Genomic DNA, 17,050 nt, shown 5'->3' on the forward strand with positions numbered 1-17,050 from the left:
GGTATGCAGATTATTTTTTAATAAATTCTACTCTTCTATTCTGCGCTCTACCGGTAGGTGTGGAATTGTCACCCACCGGTTCACTTTCACCCTTGCCATCAGTTTGCATCCGATCGCCACTAATTCCGAATTCGCCGTCAAGCGCTGCTTTAACAGCTTCCGCGCGCGCTTTGGATAGCTTAAGGTTTAGCTCATCGCTTCCGTCGCCGTCGGTATATCCGATTATGGATACGTGTACTGCGGCGTTTTCTTCCAACACCGTGGCGATTTCCTTCAGTATCCCATATGATTCCGGTTTGATGACGGCTGAGCCCGAATTGAAGTAGATGCCCGTGGTAGAGAACTTACCCTCCTTAATCAGTTTGCTCCGGGTATCGGGCGTCCCCACAGCCAGCCGCAGGTTGCTGATGAGATACTGGTTTCCTTCGGCAGCCCCATCGCGGTCAAACACCAGCCCATTGTATTGTACGTCCTTCGCAAATGCCCTGGGGAGATCCCATACCTTCGTTTCATCTACATAGAAGCGCAACCGTTGGTTTTGGCGCCATATGGATATTTTTACGATGTTTTTATCTTTATTGTTGAAAGCATCGAGTGCTCCCATATCGTTTTCCATGGTTACCTTACCTCCTTCCCAAAAGGAATAGCCACTCCTTCCTTTGGCTGCGCCTCCGGCATCCTGTGGGTGGATCGTCACCACCACGCCATCTTTCTTGCCTGCTCCAAACTGTGTCCATGCGGTAAATCCGCTTGAGCCGGAGAAGCTGGCCATCGAAATCCATAAACTAGCATCGTAGTAACTATAGTCGGGTGTTACCGCCAAGTCAAATTCCAACGTGAAGTTTTCAGGAAGCTCAGTGATAAAATCTGGCGTCACCGAACCCTTAGTGGTCAGTGCCAACCATTTTCCTTCTCGTCCCTCGATGGTTCTTACTTCTCCACTTGAGTTGGTGTTCCATTTGGCCGGAAAGTCCCCCACGGCGTCCTGCGCGAAGTCCTCGATGGCAATCACGTTGTCGCCGGGTATAAAATCAAATTTTCCATACGAAGCAAATGTTCTGGTAGTTGCAGCTCCTACGGCGGCATCGCCACTCGTCATCATACCATCGGCCGATTGGTCAGCTGAACGGTTGGGGCTATCTTTCGTCTTATTATCCTTTTCAAACACCTTATCCAGTGCTTTGTCGGTACTTTCCTCGGTTTCCCGTTCCACTCGCCGTTCAATGGTCCGTTCGGCTGCTTCCTCTGCTTTTTTTGCCAGCTTCTTCAGGATTTGGCCATCGACATGGTGGGGGAAGGTCATCAGGCCAACAACAAGGCATATACAAATCGCATTCATAACTTACTAGTTTTTCACCGCTACAGATTTTCCTGACTCAAAGCTCGGATTAATCCATATGGGTGTCAACTACATAAGTATGTGGTTGTCGCTACAGGATGTTGTTTTTCAATGTTTTGGATACGGCTTCCGTAGCCGAATGTACGTGCAGCTTGTCGTAGATTTTCTTGATATGGAACCGGATGGTGTCGATGCTCAGGTTCAGTTCGGCAGCAATCATTTTATAGCTATAGCCATTTACGAGGAGTTGAAGTGTTTCGGTTTCCCGATCGGAAAGGTAATAGGTTTCGTGCTGTATTTGGCGTGCACGGGGTACCATCTGCAATACTTTACGGGCTACCGATCCAGTCATTGGGGCTCCGCCGCTCAATACACTCCGGATGGCTTGCGGGAGCTCCTCCGGCGCCGAACTTTTCAGGATATATCCCGATGCTCCAGCACATACGGCATCGAAAATCCGGTCGTTATCGTCAAAAACGGTAAGCATCAGTATGGGCAACGTCTCATCGGTAGCTCGAATACGCCTTACCGCTTCGATGCCCGAAATGCCGGGCATATCAATATCCATCAGCACGATTTGCGGCGAATATTGGTTGATGTCTTCCGTCACGGCCAACGCATATGGTAACGCCCCTGTCAGCACCATGTCGTCTTCTGCATCAAGGAGCGCTTGTATGCTCAGACGCAATCCGCTGTGGTCGTCGTATAGTAATACCTTGGTCATCATTGTTGTTCCAATGGCAAAATTAATTTGATGGATGTGCCTTGACTACCGGTGTCTATATCCAGTTTTCCGCCCAATGTTTGGGCACGTTTCCGCATGTTGGCCAGTCCACTCGAGGTCCGTCGGCCGTTTATATCAAATCCTTGTCCATTATCTTCAACGGATAGTACGACATGGTGCGGCTTATGTAGAAGCCTGATGATTACCTCCGAAGCACGTGCGTGCTTCGCAACATTGTTAATTGCCTCCTTAAAAATAAGCAGGAAATCCCGCCGCCGTTCCATGTTTAAGGTTATATTGGCCGATCTAGCATCCAATAACCACTTCACGGTTATCGCGGTGGGCTCTAACGTCTGCGCGACGTACTCCCGCATACGTATCTGCATGCTTTCCAGTTTGTCGTTGTCGGGCTTTACTGCCCATACGATATCACTCATGCCCTGTTGAGCTAAGGCCGATTGTGTGGCAATCTGTTGCAGATACGTTGAGATCTTTCCCTGATCGTCCTTTAGCTTTTTGCCCGAAACATCGGAAAGGATTTTGATGCTCGTGAGCGTAGAGCCAATCTCGTCATGAAGGTCTTTGGCAATATGGTTGCGAATATCCAGTAAGTGTTGTTGATTCCTGATGGTGCGTTTGAGTTGATAACGGTTGAACAAGAAATAACCGATGACCACCAAGATCAACATGCCGGCTAATATTGCGTTCCGTAGGTTGCGTGAATTTTTGAGTTGACGATTCTGCAGTTCTTTCTCCTGTTTGTTCAGCTGCAGTTGTTGGGCGGTATTTTGCGCGATAAGGGTCTGTCGTTCTAACGCCTCCTCCTGTTGTTTGATTCGCAGCTCGTTTTGTCTCGCCTCCAATAGGTTGCCAGCCAACAGCGCGTTTTGCTTTTCGATCTGGAGTTGTTTGATTTGCTGCCCGGAAGTTAACTGCGCGATTTGAGCCTCCTTTTTCTCCGTTTCATATTCGGTACGTACTTCTTCGATCGCCGCCATTGCACTTTGGGTAGCAATGCTATCCCGATAATTACGATGTACTTTGTAGTAACTGAAAGCGGTGGCCATATCATGATGGTCTTCATAAAAGCGGCTGAGGTGTAGGTTGGCATTGGCTATGTTTTCCTTGTTTTTCAACGACAGGGCAAGATCAAGCGCCTTGTGGAAGTATTTCGTGGCTTGGAGCGAATCGCCGGTGCGGTGAGCAAGCGATCCTGTCGATACATATAGCCGGGACAATTGCGTTTTATTGTTTAGGTCTTCAAAAATTCTGATTGCCCGGGCATGCCATTGTAATGCCGTATCCAACACATTGTTCCGGCTATAATACGTACCCATTCCCGCGTAGGCACTGGCCTGTAGGTTAGCGTTGTTGAGGTTATCGGCATGGTACACCGCTTGCTGTAGGTGTGATAAAGCCAACGGGAAATCATTCTTGAGAATATAAAGTTGCCCGATGTTGACATGGGTGATTACCAAGCCCGCTTCATCATTGATTGCTTTGCGTACCTCGATGCTTTTCCTTTGGAACTGGATGGCATCGTCGATGTTTCGCATGAGATAAAAGACCGATGAAATATTGCTGAATGTTTCACCCATACCCTTCAATTGCTGGTGCTTTTCATACAACCGTAATGCCTTGAAGAACCATTCCATAGCCTTTTCATTGTTGCCCACGGCGAGGTTGTTTGAGCCGAGGTTACTGTATATTTCGGCTGTCTTGGGGGTCTGTCGTTTTTCTAATCCAAGATTCAATGCCTCAAGAAACCGTTGCTCAGCGACCTTGGGTCGCCCATTTTCCATGAGGTAAATACCCTGCCGGTTCAATCCGTTTGCCCAAAATGAGGTATCGCGTAGGTATTGAGCTAAAGGGACAAGCTGGGCGTCGTATTCATTCATGTCTGCGCTCCTTCCCATCTGTAGCATCAGCTCTGCCAACGCATCGTAAGCCTGTACTTCCCCCCGTTGGTAGGCGATCTCCTTGGCCTCACGCATGGCCGACTGTGCATATTCCAATGCCAAGTCATACGCTGAATGAAGCATAGCTACTCGGGTCTTTGACAGCAATTCATCAACGTTTTTAATGAATTTCGAATCCGGCGATTGCGCGGCAGCTCCTTGTGCAGCTCCTAGGCAGCCTACCATTAGCAACATCCGTATAAAATCAAAAGGTATTAATCTTAGACGAGTGATTTCAAATCGGTTATACATGTTAAATCGGATTCGATAAGTAAAGATATACATATTACCGCGATATTGCGATCAAAACTTCAATCATTCAGGGTTATCGATATTTTGTCGTATTCACCCCTTAATTATGACGTTTTTGCACATCGCTGGTGTCGGATTTAACCGAGATATTTGTTTTGTAATAAAGATAAAGCGAAAAATAAATCAATAAACGTCAAAATCATGAAAAAGAAAATCCAATTTGTATTGAGCGTGGTATTTGGGATCGGGTACATCAACTCCGGACTGAACAAATTTTTTAACTACATGCCGGTACCAGAAGACTTGCCCGAGGAAATGGTTCGGACCTTTACCGCACTGATGGAGATCAGTTGGCTGATTCCGCTGGTTGCGGTGGTAGAAATAATCGGCGGCGTACTGTTCATTCCGCCTAAATTTCGGGCACTCGGTGCGATAGTCCTTTTGCCGATTTCGGTGGGTGTATTGTTCCTCCATGCTACCGTTGCCCCTTCGGGACTGCCCATAGCATTGTTCATTATGGCAATAAACCTTTGGGTGATTATCGATAGCCGAAAGAAATACCTGCCGATGATCAACGAATAGGAAGCAAACCAATAGCAAAGCTTAATAATCATTAAATCGACAAAGCCCCACATCGTGGGGCTTTGTCGGTGATTTTCTTGTTCGAAATTGGCAAACCGTTGGTTATAAACGTTGTTTGTATAGTATTGGGTACTGCAACAGACAGAGGGTTGCAGTTTTACCAATTAAAACGCAATATTATGGAACGGTTTAGTTTTAACACCCTACAAAGCGGATTACGCGTGTCTGGTGGCACGCAGCATCTGCGTCGGCATTTTAAAGGGCAAGCCGCCCTTTTTTTGATAGGCCTGTTTTTTGCAGCCTGTAATGCAAACAATCCCCATGAAAAAAGCGAGGCGGCATTGCAACAAGAAAAGGATGCCGTATTAGCAACGATTGAAAAGGAAACGGAAGCCTTTTTTGCGCGGGACTATGACAATTGGAAGTCGACCTACGTACAGGAAGATTATGCTTTTCAGGCATGGAGTAACCGGGATGGTACGTTTGATTCCAGCGTCGGTTGGGAGAACATCGACAACACGGTGGGAAAATACATCCACGACAACCCCGAGCCTGTATCCAGTCACCCGATCGTGGAGCGAAAAAACATTACCTTCAAATTCTATGACGAAAACGTCGCTTACCTGACCTGGGATCAGTTTAATAGCGACCGGGAGGGCGAGGTGTTCTTCCACAGTAAAGAAGTCAGGCTCATGGAAAAAATAGATGGGGTTTGGAAGATTGTTTGCGTTTCGGCATTCTGGGACTTCAAAAACTTGATTTCAGTAGACAAACTGCCCGATATCCGCCGGATGGACAAGGAAAGCCGAGGTAAGGATAAGATCTAGGCAAACAAGCAAGCCACGGGAGATGGTACCGTTCCCCGTGGCTTTAACGTCCTCAATCTAGGGAATTCCGGGTCTAATTTACCGCTGGCAACAAGGCGTAATCCTTGCCGTACTCCAGCATCTGGCCGTAGAAATCACTTGGGTATTCCAGTTTAACGTCTGTGATTTCCCCGTTTTCCTCCACAGCGACCAATCGCGGTTGGATGAAACCCTTGTAGGGTTTCAGGTTCAACGTCGCAAACCGCGCCAAAACCTCTTCGTGCAATTCGGGATTGACCTTTACACCGTAGGTTTCCACTAAGTTTTTGCCTGCTTTGTAATCCCCTTCAGACTTAATGCGCTGGATCTCACGCAGCAGCTCGCCAAATAAGGAGCGTAGCTTTTCATAGTCATTGATTTGCACAAAAGTCTTGCCCTCGTTTTTCTCGAAGGATACCACGTTGTCTGCCTTGCCTTTTTCATATACCCAATACGCATTCAATGCACGATTGCGCATATGAGCTTCCTCAATCTGGTCGCCGGGCTTGATACGGGTAAGCTGGGTCATCAGTCCATTCATCATGTAGCTGTCGTATTCAGCTTTACCCACTTCGGTCGAAGGCATAACCCCGATTTCCACGAGTTTTGGATCGAGTATGTAGTAGAGGGCCACGAGGTCGGCCCGAGCCTCTTCCAAACAGGACGCATAGCTCTTTAACGTTTTATCCGTGGTACCCACACCCGGATTGATTTGCCCGGAAGCGTGCCCGATGCATTCGTGCATGTCGGTATGCAGGTCGCTGGCGAGGTTGCCGTATTTCTTCATCCGGTTCAATCTGGCAGTGTCGCCTACGAATTCCTCCAGAAAGCCACTGTTGGCACTGCTTTCATTGTAAGCATGTACGATGTTGCTCAGTGACACTGATTTGGAACCATAATCCCTGCGCAACCAGTCCGAATTGGGAAGATTGATGCCAATCGGGGTGCTGGGAGCCGCATCGCCAGCCTCCGCGACGACGGTAATGGCTTTGGCGCTGATACCTTTCACCTCCTTTTTCTTATGCGCTGGCATTAATGGGGAATGGTCTTCAAACCACTGTGCCTCATCGGCAATGGCTTTTATGCGTTTGGTGCTTTCGAGGTCTTTCAGTGAAAGTACCGCCTCATAGCTGCCTTTGATGCCCATGGCATCGTTATAAACTTCAATAAAGCCATTTGCGAAATCGATGGTGCCAGTTGTGTCCTGCACCCAAGCTTTGTTGTATTCGTCCCATATTTTCAGGTCGCCGGTTTGGTAATATTGGCTGAGCAGGGTTAGTGCCTGTTTCTGTTGTGGATTTTCGGCTAAGGGAATAGCTTTTTCCAGCCAAAATATCATCTGGTCAATGGCATCGCCATACATTCCGCCCGATTTCCATACCTTTTCTGTGAGTTTACCATCCACCTTAATCACCTTGCTATTCAGCCCCCATTCGGGGTCTTGGCCGGTATGCGGAAAACCCGCATAAAAATCTTCCACCTCTTGTTGGGTGACCCCCTCATAGAAGTTATTGGATGACAGGGCTACGTGGTCGATCCCGTCAGCGAGGTTGACCATCTTGGAATCCAGCTTTGGGTTAAATAGGATTGGTGTGATGCGACCAACAAACGCTTGGGTGGTCTCCTCGTCAAGTAAAGGAAGATTTGCCGGATCACAGGCTTTTACCAAGCCTGCGAAATATGTTTGGCTGCATTCGGGTACAAACTTATCATTGGAATAGTGATGATGTGCGCCGTTGCTAAACCAGAAACGGCCAGCATATTCCTTAAATTTAGCCCATTCGCCGTCGTTTTTCTCGGTTTTCGGGTTGTTGAAGATGGCTTCCAGTGTCTTCCGGATAGTCAGGTTGTTCTTGCCGCGCTGATCGTAGATGATGTCTCTGCCCGACAAAGCCGCCTTATAAAGGTAGTAAGCCAGCTTTTTCTGCTGGAGATTCAAGGCGTCGAATCCCGGCACCTCATAACGTAGAATCTCCAAATCAGCAAAGGCGTCGACTTTTACCTGGGAGGACGATTGATCGGTATCGTTTGCGTTGTTTTCCGGCGATCGGCAGGAATGGAATGTAGTCACGGCTAGTGAACTTGCCAATAGCAAGGAGAATTTTGTACTAACTCTTTTCATGATTCAAACTATTCATTTTGTGCATTGCGTTGAAACCAATTGGGTATCGGGTTCCTTGCAAAGGAAGCAAAAAAGAGATAGATAGCAAACTCTTAAATTTCCGTTGCCATTGCCGGGTCACTGATTCCGTGTTGGCCGGTTTCTACCCTGCCCGCAAAACGATGCGAGAAGCCGTTTTCCGTTTTGATAGTAAAATCGTACCAATTGCTGCTTTTTTTGAGGCTTATCACCCTTTTTTGTTGGTTGCCAGTCGCTAGAGAAATTGTAACGGATTTGGTATAATCGTACGCATTGGAAACAATTTCTGCAGCTAACAAAGTCGCAGAATTATTTTGTAGCAAGATGGAAATATCACCGTTAACGTGGTCATACGCCAATGCGATCTCGGGTTCAATGTTCCTGATGTTTCCGGTTATTTTGTGGAAATAACCATTGGGCCCATATATTTCCAAATCATATGCGCCATCAGTTTTATTTACGTCCCATTCATCAGTAAGTGATTTAGCAGCTTCCACGGTATATCGCCGTGGAATCCGATCCAACCGATTCATGTCGTACACATGATATACGGCGCCTTTGTCTCCTTTATTCTCGAATACAAGTTGCACCTTACCTTCGGCGGGGAGGTATTTCATGCTGCAATGCAGGCGATAAGGGAGCGCCCGGGAAAGGCGGGTTCCCTTTTCCTGGTACAATTCGGACGGATGTTCTGGGGCAACGGCTTTTGGCAATTCTTTCGATGCAGCATCCATTTTTTCAAATGCGGAAGTATCCGGCATCATGGGAAATTTCGGGTCGTTGGGGGTAACGAAGTCAAACGCGGAGGTAAGGTCACCACTGATTGCGCGGTGCCAGGGCGAAATCGCAGGGATGGTTACGCCAAATCGCTTCTCGATAAATTGCCCTACCGAGGTGTGGTCGGCCACGGCGGAATCCACCCACCCGCCTTTGCTCCAAGGAGACAAGATGTACATCGGTACCCGTGGCCCCATGCCCCAAGGCCGCAGGTTGCCGGAAATGGTATCCCGTTTGTCGATATAGACCCGATCGGCCTCGGTGTCTTGGAGGTTGTCTTTGTCATTATGGAAATACATGCCAGCTACATCGACCGTTGATTTACCGGCGAGGGTATTGTCTAGGTTGTAAGCGGGCACTGCGGGAGCGGGTAGGTGATCGAAGAGGCCGTCATTTTCATCGAATGTGAGGAAAAAGACCGTTTTGCTCCACACTTCGGGATTGCTTGTAATGGCAGACAGTACTTCATGCGTGAAATTGGATGCCCGGTATGGGCTAGAAGGTGCCCCCGGGTGCTCCGAATTGCTTTGGGAGGGAAGTATCCAGCTTACCTGAGGCAAGGTCTTGTTTTTTACATCATTCGCAAGGTCTTCCAGCGACCAGTGCCGCATGCCGTTTTCATAGATTGGATCGCCCGGTTTGGCATTCCGGAAACTTTCGAATGCCAGGCAGCCGTGCATAGCACCCGTCCAGTTGTCATTCGGATCCTGGTAGATGCGCCAGCTAATACCCGCTTCCTGCAAGACATCTGGAATCGTGGGCCATTTAAATGCACTGCCCTGGTAGGTATAACCCGGTTCGGGCATTTCGCCCTTGATCCAGCAGCGTAGATTCACGGGCTCTGCGTCTGCATCCGTACAGTTAATGCCTGCGGCTCTTTTTTCGGGGTTGTCTACCGATCCAGACCAGAATACGATTCGGTTGGGGTCTGTGCCTGTGGCAATCGAACAATGATAGGCATCGCAAATCGTGAAATATTCTGCCATGGCATATTGAAACGGAATTTCTTCCCGGGTGTAGTAGGCCATGGAGTAGGGCGTCTTGAACAGGGGCCAATACCCGTATTTCCCCTGGTTCCAGGCGGCCTGCGTATCCGGAAAATTATGTGGGGTGCCGTTTATGAGTGCCGCATTGGTTTTTTTTCTGTCGGCCCGGTAGGGTGGTACGATCTTTTTGCCATCCGACTGATGAAACGCCCGCTGCCCGCTTTCAAGTGGTATCGGGAAGCGGTCTCCGAATCCACGAACCCCTTTCATCGCTCCGAAATAATGGTCGAAAGAACGGTTTTCCTGCATCAGGATGACGATATGTTGCACATCTTGTATGGAACGAGTGGCGTTGTAGGCCTCCACGGCTAGTGCTTTTTGCAATAACGGCTCCCATATAGAAGCCGTAAATCCGGCGGCTGCGGATAATTTAATGAAATCTCTTCGGTGTAGCTTGGACATATTGGTTATTGTTCGCGTCAATGTGATGTATGCCTTTTGGATAGTCAAGAAGCTCGATCATGAAATCGTGTTTAAAGTTAAGGTAAAAAAATCGATTTGAAATAAAACGCCGGTGACATTTCAATTTGCGAGTGTGTCGTTGATATTACACCAAAATGGGTATTGTGTATATAGCCTGATTTAGAGAGTTTTGGATTAAATCTATCGTTGTTAATTTAATCAAAGTCGTTATGAGAGTATGTAGAGAAATACAGACTTGGATAACCGAGAACATCTCACGCCCGATTGAGACTTGGGTAAACCAAGAAGAGCGGCGCTGCCGTGAACAACCCTGTAACTGGTGGTGCCTGTGCTGCAACAAATGGTTCTGCTGGATCGTAGTGGTGGTGGTAAAGGTAATTTCTTGGGTGGTCGAAACGATAACCCGATTAGTTACAGAGGTTGTATGCACATTGGTGGGATTCGTTCTGGATCTTGTGGGCTTCTTGATCAATGTCATCTTGAGTATCCCCATACTGGGGGGGATCATCCGGACGATTATCAATTGGGTGACGGAAATCATCTGGCGCATCGTTAGCCTTCCCGATTTCCTGTTGTCATTGGCTGGGATCCGAATCCGGAAAAAGATGTATGTCAAACTGATCATCTTGAATAATAATGGTGTGCCTCATACCACCGAGGCAGTGGCCATACGCGGTATACAAACTGCTCAAGCGGTTTTTGACAGGCAATGTAATGTAAACCTAATCTATACAGGGGTTTGCGTACCGCAGCTGGTTACCAATGATATGGCAAACAATATCGAGTGCGGCGCCGGTGGTTTTTTCAGTGATTGGTGGATAGGCGGGTCCTATTATGAATTGGTTTCCGCAGACTGCGCTTTTCAGGATGGGTGGAAACGGATAGTGGGGTACGGTGCGGAACTAATCGTCTTCGTTATCGCCGACATCACGCCTCGTTCAACGGTGGGTTGTAGTTTCTCGGCAACACATAACTACGTGGTGGTAGAGCCCAACATTGCCGGTATACAATCCATGGCCCATGAAATCGGCCATGCTTGCCTGTTACCCCATTTGGAGGATGCGGCTGATGTAAATAACCTGATGTTTCCGAATATCAGAACGGATGCAGCTGGTGAACTGGTGAATAGGGATATGACGAATTTTCAGATTGCCTCCCTGCGGGGAAGTAGGCATTGTACGTTTATTTAATCAATTTCACTCATGGAAGAATATACGAATATTGATCGTCATCAGAAAGGCAATGGCGCCAATTGCAATGCGAAGGTTTCAACCGGTTTCTTCGTGTTTCTGATTGTGGTGGCAGTAATAGCAGTCGCATGCTGGTTAATTTTGCGTTGAGCTGATGGACGCGAAAAGTAATAGGATTACGATTACTCGTATCGAGGAATTGGAATCGTTGTTAGCGGTTCGGATACTGGACCGACCAACTACAAAAGTGGTCATCCGGTTAGCTGGCCAGGATGAAGTCGAAAACCAATTGCTGGAGCACAAAATAAATCGCTATCATAATGCCTGTGGCTGTGGCGAAGGGAAATTTTTCATTGTGGTTGCCCTAGGGGCCTTTTTTATCCAAGGATTTGTTCAAAAGCACCTATTTTGGAGTTGGTACAACGCGGGAATCGCTTTTTTGTATTGCCTTGCTGGGGCCTTCATTGGCAAGGTTTGGGGCCAGCTTTATGCCTATTTTAAGTTGCGTAAAACCATTCGTGAGGCGCTGTCAAAATTGCGGCCGGACGCATTAGCATATCCAAGCGGATGATTCACAAGCAATTTCTTGTAAGTGATCATATACTTTTTTATCATCGAGAACGTTCTTTTGATTAGTTTCGCCGATTAGTTTTAACGCGGTTGAAAAGTTCGGTCCAGCAGTTTGTATATTTCTTGGCGGGTGTGGTATTCGCCATATTGTGGGCGTCGGCATCGGCCGCCACGAAGATTGGCTTGTTGGCTGCCCAGCCTTTCGTCATTGCGATTGCGCGTTTTACGGTAGCTTCCACGATTATGCTCGTGATTGCTCATTTGCTGATGCGGAAGAAAATACCGTCGGGAATCCGGATCTGGAAACAGCTTACTATATACGGGCTGCTGAATGTGGGGCTCTACCTCGGTCTGTATGTGTTGGCGATGCAGGAGGTTTCGGCTGGCTTAGGTACCTTGTTCGTGGCCACTAATCCCGTGCTCATCGTGCTGCTGGGTGCCCTGTGGTACAAACAGCCCGTCGGCTTGAGTACAGTGGTCAGTTTCGTCCTGTGTATCGCGGGTATGTTACTGGCGGCTTATCCACTGTTTCAGGATAGCTATGCTACCCTCTGGGGCATCGGTATCCTTTTCATGAGTATGTTATCGTATTCTGCAGGCGCCATTTACTTTGCCCGGCAAAATTGGGGTGATGTGCATATCCTTACCATCAATGGTTGGCAGACGTTGATCGGCGGTGTATGCCTTTTGCCATTTATGCTCTTTTTTTTCGACGGTTCAGCCAATACTTTTGATGGGCACTTTTGGGGCGCCGTGCTGTGGCTGGCCATCCCGGTTTCAATTGTTGCGGTACTCCTCTGGCTTTACCTACTCCGCGATAATCCGGTCAAGGCATCGGCCTGGCTGTTTTTGTGCCCGATAGCCGGGTTTGGCATCGCGGCAATCCTCATGGGGGAGCCGCTTTCTTGGTATACGCTGATGGGAGTCATACTCGTCCTCGTTGGTCTGTACCTTGTGCAGCGGAGGGGGGTGAGTAGGCGAAAATGATACTGGGCTTTTATCGGGTAGTTTAATAGCTTTGTTGGTTAGTAACTGTGCGGTTGATCTGGATGGTGAAAGAAGCGACCGTCTTATTGGGCTTTATCATGCTGAGATTCTTGGCGCATTTTTTTTTGATAAGCCCCGCGACAAGGGAAAAAGCAAAAAATTAATCAGATGAAACGAATTGTATATTATGTTGCAAGCTCGATCGACGGGTATATTTCTGGAATAAACGATGACGTCAGTGGGTTCTTATACGACGGGAAAGGTGTAGAAAGGTATCTGGAAGACCTGAAAGCGTTCCGTACGGTCATCATGGGAAGAAGCACCTATGAGTTTGGTTACAAGTTTGGTGTGGAGGCTGGTCAGCCATCCCCGACCTATGCGCATATGATGCATTATATTTTTTCCGACAACCTGCGGTTTGAAAGCCAGAGTGAACAGGTGGTGGTCAAAAGAATGGATATCGATGAGGTCAAACAACTAAAGGAAACTTCGGAAACAGATATCTATTTATGCGGCGGCGGAAAGCTTGCCGGCTGGCTGTTGGAAAACAAGCAATTGGACGTGTTGAAGATTAAGCTCAATCCACTAGTAATCGGAAAAGGGGTGAAGCTATTTGAAGGATTGGGTGGAAGCTATCAACTTGAACTCATCGAAAGTAACACCTATGAAAACGGGCTGCAACTTATTTCGTATTCCATTAACTATTAAAAGGCCCATTTAGTCTACTTTTTTTGTAGACTAAATTTTTGTTCGCATATTTGCATCGTGTGCGATGGGCTTGGTGGTAAGATAGGATTACGAAGAAGAAAACGAAAGTGATGTTCAAACAGAACTGCACGATGATGTGTCCCGTGGATTTGACGACTGTTAACGAAAACCAAGCCCGTATAACGGCGCTGTCCGTATTCATATTGACCTTAATCTATATCCTGACAGGCTACTGGTTGTTGATTGCTTTTTTGACTATTGATTTTTTGCTGCGGGCAGCCAATCTAGGCAATTTCAGTGTGTTGAGCAGGGCCAGTGGACTACTGGCGTCTTTACTAAGCATTGGTAATAAACCAACGGACCGGGCACCCAAGCGCTTTGCGGCTATCGTGGGGTCGTTGTTTACTGCCGCCATCGCTGTACTCCACCTTTTTTCGGTTGTATTTGTGCCTTATATTTTGGCGGATATACTAGCCATATTTGCTTTGCTGGAGGCAGTGTTCGCTTTTTGTGTCGGTTGCCATGTGTATTCGCTTATCAGGTCACTATTATCGGCAAAAAGTTAATCCATGGCGTTTTGTATTGCCATATGGTCTACTTAACTTAGCCGTATCAAATTTCTCTTAGCATGAGCCATATCGAAACTGATTTAATCCATGCGGGTAAGTCATTCAATAACACCCCGTCGGTTGTCCCCCCTATTTACCAGACGGCTACGTATTACGCCCCTGCCGATGCCGACGATTACATGGCTGCTGCCACCGAGGCAAGGTATCCCTTCTTTTACCACCGCCACGGTAACCCCGTAAGCAGCCAGACGGCCGAGCTACTGGCCGGTTTGGAAGGTACGGAGGCGGCATTGCTTACCGCCACGGGAATGGCTGCTATCAGCACGGCCGTGCTTTCCGTTGTGAAGGCGGGCGATCATGTGGTGGCGCAGCAATCGCATTATTCCGCGGCGAGCATCTTACTGAAAGAGTTGCTTCCGCAATTCGGTATTGATGTTTCGTATTTCGATCAACACGATAACGCATCGCTTGAAGGTTCGATACGGGATAATACGACATTGATCTATCTCGAAACCCCGTCAAACCCCAACTTGGCCGTCACGGATCTGGCTTATGTGGGTGCATTGGCCAGGCGGCTAGGTATCACCACGATTTGCGACAATACCTTTGCCAGTCCCATCAATCAGCGTCCGGCAGACTTCGGCATCGACATCGTTGTGCATAGTGCTACCAAATACCTCGGTGGCCATAGTGATCTGACCGCCGGTGTAATCTGTAGTACGCAAGAGGCCGTAAATAAAGCCTGGAAAAAATTGCTTTCGTTGGGCGGCGCGTTAGCTCCTTTTGACTCGTGGCTGTTGCTACGTGGTTTACGTACGCTTTCACTCCGGGTGCGGCAAATCAATGAAAACGCGCTGGCACTTGCTCACTGGTTTGAAAAGCATCCGCTCATCAAGCGCGTATTATACTGCGGTTTGCCTTCGCATCCGCAGTTTGAGCTCGCTAAAAAGCAAATGCAAGGTTTTACGGGCATGCTATGCGTGGAAGTGGCCGGTAAAGATGAACAGGAGCAATTTGCACGCGCGCAGACCGTATTGAACCATTTGAAAATCTTTGCCAACGCCGCCAGTTTGGGTGGAGTGGAATCGTTGGCTGTACATCCCGCCAGCATGTGGGGGTTGCATCATTCCCCAGACCAGAAGCTGAAAGCGGGGATTAATGACGGGATGCTACGCATTTCCGTGGGTATTGAGCATGTCGAGGATTTGATTGGCGATTTCGAGCAGGCGCTGGCTGTTGTCTAGTGCCTGTTGTCTCTAGTCTAAAAAAACACTATTTTAGCGCCCCATGACTAAACACAAAATACTTTCGTTCGGGGAGTTGCTGTTGCGGCTAAGTTCGTCAGGAGATTCTTTTTTGGGCACAGACGCCGAGGTGGCGGTCTTCCCGGGTGGTTCTGAGGCCAATGTAGCGGCATCGTTGGGCCAATGGAATGTACCGTGCAGTTACCTGAGCCGGGTGCCCGATAATGAATTGGTCTCCCAAGCCTTATCAACATTGGAAAGCTTAGGCGTGGATACCTCACCATCGTTGCTGGAAGGGGATCGGTTGGGCCTTTACTTCCTGTTATCGGCCAATGGCCTTACCAAGGGCGAAGTGGTGTATGACCGGAAGTATTCGGCGTTCAGTCAATTGCAACCCGGCACCATCGATTGGGATGCGGTATTGGAAAACTATACGTGGTTTCATTGGAGCGCGCTCACGCCCGCGCTAAGTGAGCCGCTGGCATCGGTTTGCCAAGAGGCATTGGAGTCAGCGCAGCGCAACGGACTGACGATATCGGTAGATCTCAACTATCGCAATAAACTCTGGAACTATGGAAAGCAACCCATCGAATTGATGCCGGACTTGCTGAAATATTGTGATGTGGTCATGGGCAATATCTGGGCGGCCAATAAGATGCTCGGTACTGCCGTATTGGAGACGTTGGGAAGGGATACCACACCCGATACCTATTTTGAACACGCGAAGGAATCCGCTTTGGAAGTCTTTGGGTTATTGCCGCGGTGCAAGCATATTGCCTATACCTTCCGTTTTATGGATTCGGCCACGCATAATCTCCTGTATGGAACGTATCATACGAAAGAAGGGGATTTTATTTCGGCTATTAATGAAACCAATGGCGTGATAGACCGTATTGGCAGTGGTGATGCGTTTATGGCCGGACTAATCTATGCATTGGCCAATGATAAAGGCGGACAGGAGACCATCGATACCGCTACTGCGGCTGGGTTTAAAAAACTGTTTGTGAAAGGGGATTTCGGTAACGGGAGTATGTAATGCTTAACGCAACAGCTGATGAAAAAAACACTTGACCATATCTTGAAGTACCCGGTGCTGCCGGTGTATTACCACGATGATATCCAAACGTGTACGGAAGTGGTGAATGCCTGCTACCAAGGCGGAATCCGTGTCTTTGAGTTTGTAAACCGCGGCGATAAGGCGCCGGAAAACTTCGCGCAATTGCTGGCGTACCAAAGAAAATACTGGCCCGATTTATTGCTGGGTATCGGCACGATCAAAACTGCGGCAATGGCTGCCGCATATACGGAAATCGGAGCGGAGTTCATCGTGAGTCCGGTAGTAAAGGAGGAAATCGCCGATATCACGCTCAAGAAGCGTATCCTTTGGGTACCGGGATGCATGACACCCACCGAAATCAGTATGGCTGAAGACCTCGGTGCGCCTTTGGTAAAGCTTTTTCCGGGTGATACGCTGGGTACCGGATTTCTCAAATCGATTAAACCACTATTTCCCACCATGCGATTTATGCCAACAGGTGGGGTAAATCCAACGGAGGAAAGTATTTCGGGATGGTTTGATGCTGGCGTGAGTGCGGTGGGGCTGGGTTCCAAATTATTTGCCAAACCTGAGGGCGCTACTGGATACGGATGGTTAGCTGATCGCGCCAAAGAACTGATGGGTTGGGTTAACGCCTAG

The 17,050-nt window shown here is 48.2% G+C and carries 15 protein-coding genes; 10 read left to right on the forward strand and 5 right to left on the reverse strand.

Annotated elements, in window-relative coordinates:
- Window positions 1-10: 10 nt before the first annotated feature.
- From IEV98_RS06700 to IEV98_RS06710, 3 genes are all read right to left on the reverse strand, one after another.
- Window positions 11-1,339, reverse strand: a complete 1,329-nt coding sequence (locus IEV98_RS06700) for an OmpA family protein (protein ID WP_188505102.1) — start codon at window positions 1,337-1,339, stop codon at window positions 11-13.
- Between the two features lie 91 nt (window positions 1,340-1,430).
- Window positions 1,431-2,066, reverse strand: coding sequence for a response regulator transcription factor (locus IEV98_RS06705; protein ID WP_188505103.1), 636 nt, complete (start codon window positions 2,064-2,066; stop codon window positions 1,431-1,433).
- Window positions 2,063-4,207: a tetratricopeptide repeat-containing sensor histidine kinase gene (locus IEV98_RS06710; RefSeq protein ID WP_188505104.1), complete on the reverse strand. Its 2,145-nt coding sequence runs from the start codon at window positions 4,205-4,207 to the stop codon at window positions 2,063-2,065. The genes IEV98_RS06705 and IEV98_RS06710 overlap by 4 nt, the downstream gene beginning before the upstream one ends.
- 267 nt (window positions 4,208-4,474) lie before the next feature.
- Here IEV98_RS06710 and IEV98_RS06715 point away from each other — a divergent pair, with 267 nt between their 5' ends.
- Window positions 4,475-4,855, forward strand: coding sequence for a DoxX family membrane protein (locus IEV98_RS06715; RefSeq protein ID WP_188505105.1), 381 nt, complete (start codon window positions 4,475-4,477; stop codon window positions 4,853-4,855).
- Window positions 4,856-5,034: 179 nt separating this feature from the next.
- On the forward strand, window positions 5,035-5,682 hold the full coding sequence (locus IEV98_RS06720) for a hypothetical protein (protein ID WP_188505106.1): 648 nt from the start codon (window positions 5,035-5,037) through the stop codon (window positions 5,680-5,682).
- A gap of 73 nt (window positions 5,683-5,755) precedes the next feature.
- Here IEV98_RS06720 and IEV98_RS06725 read toward each other — a convergent pair whose 3' ends face one another.
- Complete coding sequence (locus IEV98_RS06725) at window positions 5,756-7,822, reverse strand: dipeptidyl-peptidase 3 family protein (RefSeq protein ID WP_188505107.1); 2,067 nt, start codon at window positions 7,820-7,822, stop codon at window positions 5,756-5,758.
- A gap of 92 nt (window positions 7,823-7,914) precedes the next feature.
- Entirely contained in the window at window positions 7,915-10,065 is a 2,151-nt protein-coding gene (locus tag IEV98_RS06730; protein ID WP_188505108.1) for a phosphocholine-specific phospholipase C, read from the reverse strand.
- A gap of 230 nt (window positions 10,066-10,295) precedes the next feature.
- Here IEV98_RS06730 and IEV98_RS06735 point away from each other — a divergent pair, with 230 nt between their 5' ends.
- The 8 genes from IEV98_RS06735 to IEV98_RS06770 all read left to right on the forward strand — a co-directional run bounded on the left by IEV98_RS06735 (window position 10,296) and on the right by IEV98_RS06770 (window position 17,050).
- Window positions 10,296-11,276, forward strand: a complete 981-nt coding sequence (locus IEV98_RS06735) for a hypothetical protein (protein ID WP_188505109.1) — start codon at window positions 10,296-10,298, stop codon at window positions 11,274-11,276.
- A 154-nt stretch (window positions 11,277-11,430) separates the two neighbouring features.
- The gene (locus IEV98_RS06740; protein ID WP_188505110.1) at window positions 11,431-11,847 is read left to right on the forward strand and encodes a hypothetical protein; all 417 of its coding nucleotides are present in this window, start codon (window positions 11,431-11,433) and stop codon (window positions 11,845-11,847) included.
- A gap of 89 nt (window positions 11,848-11,936) precedes the next feature.
- On the forward strand, window positions 11,937-12,833 hold the full coding sequence (locus IEV98_RS06745; RefSeq protein ID WP_188505111.1) for a DMT family transporter: 897 nt from the start codon (window positions 11,937-11,939) through the stop codon (window positions 12,831-12,833).
- Between the two features lie 168 nt (window positions 12,834-13,001).
- Window positions 13,002-13,541 (forward strand): dihydrofolate reductase family protein, encoded by a 540-nt coding sequence (locus IEV98_RS06750; RefSeq protein ID WP_188505112.1) that lies wholly within the window; start codon window positions 13,002-13,004, stop codon window positions 13,539-13,541.
- A gap of 110 nt (window positions 13,542-13,651) precedes the next feature.
- Window positions 13,652-14,107 (forward strand): DUF4395 domain-containing protein, encoded by a 456-nt coding sequence (locus IEV98_RS06755; RefSeq protein ID WP_188505113.1) that lies wholly within the window; start codon window positions 13,652-13,654, stop codon window positions 14,105-14,107.
- Between the two features lie 62 nt (window positions 14,108-14,169).
- Window positions 14,170-15,354, forward strand: a complete 1,185-nt coding sequence (locus IEV98_RS06760) for a trans-sulfuration enzyme family protein (protein WP_188505114.1) — start codon at window positions 14,170-14,172, stop codon at window positions 15,352-15,354.
- A 43-nt stretch (window positions 15,355-15,397) separates the two neighbouring features.
- The gene (locus IEV98_RS06765; protein ID WP_188505115.1) at window positions 15,398-16,390 is read left to right on the forward strand and encodes a sugar kinase; all 993 of its coding nucleotides are present in this window, start codon (window positions 15,398-15,400) and stop codon (window positions 16,388-16,390) included.
- 18 nt (window positions 16,391-16,408) lie between these two features.
- Complete coding sequence (locus IEV98_RS06770; protein WP_188505116.1) at window positions 16,409-17,050, forward strand: beta/alpha barrel domain-containing protein; 642 nt, start codon at window positions 16,409-16,411, stop codon at window positions 17,048-17,050.

Origin of the sequence: Parapedobacter pyrenivorans (assembly GCF_014636865.1) — a bacterium.
GTDB lineage: Bacteria > Bacteroidota > Bacteroidia > Sphingobacteriales > Sphingobacteriaceae > Parapedobacter > Parapedobacter pyrenivorans.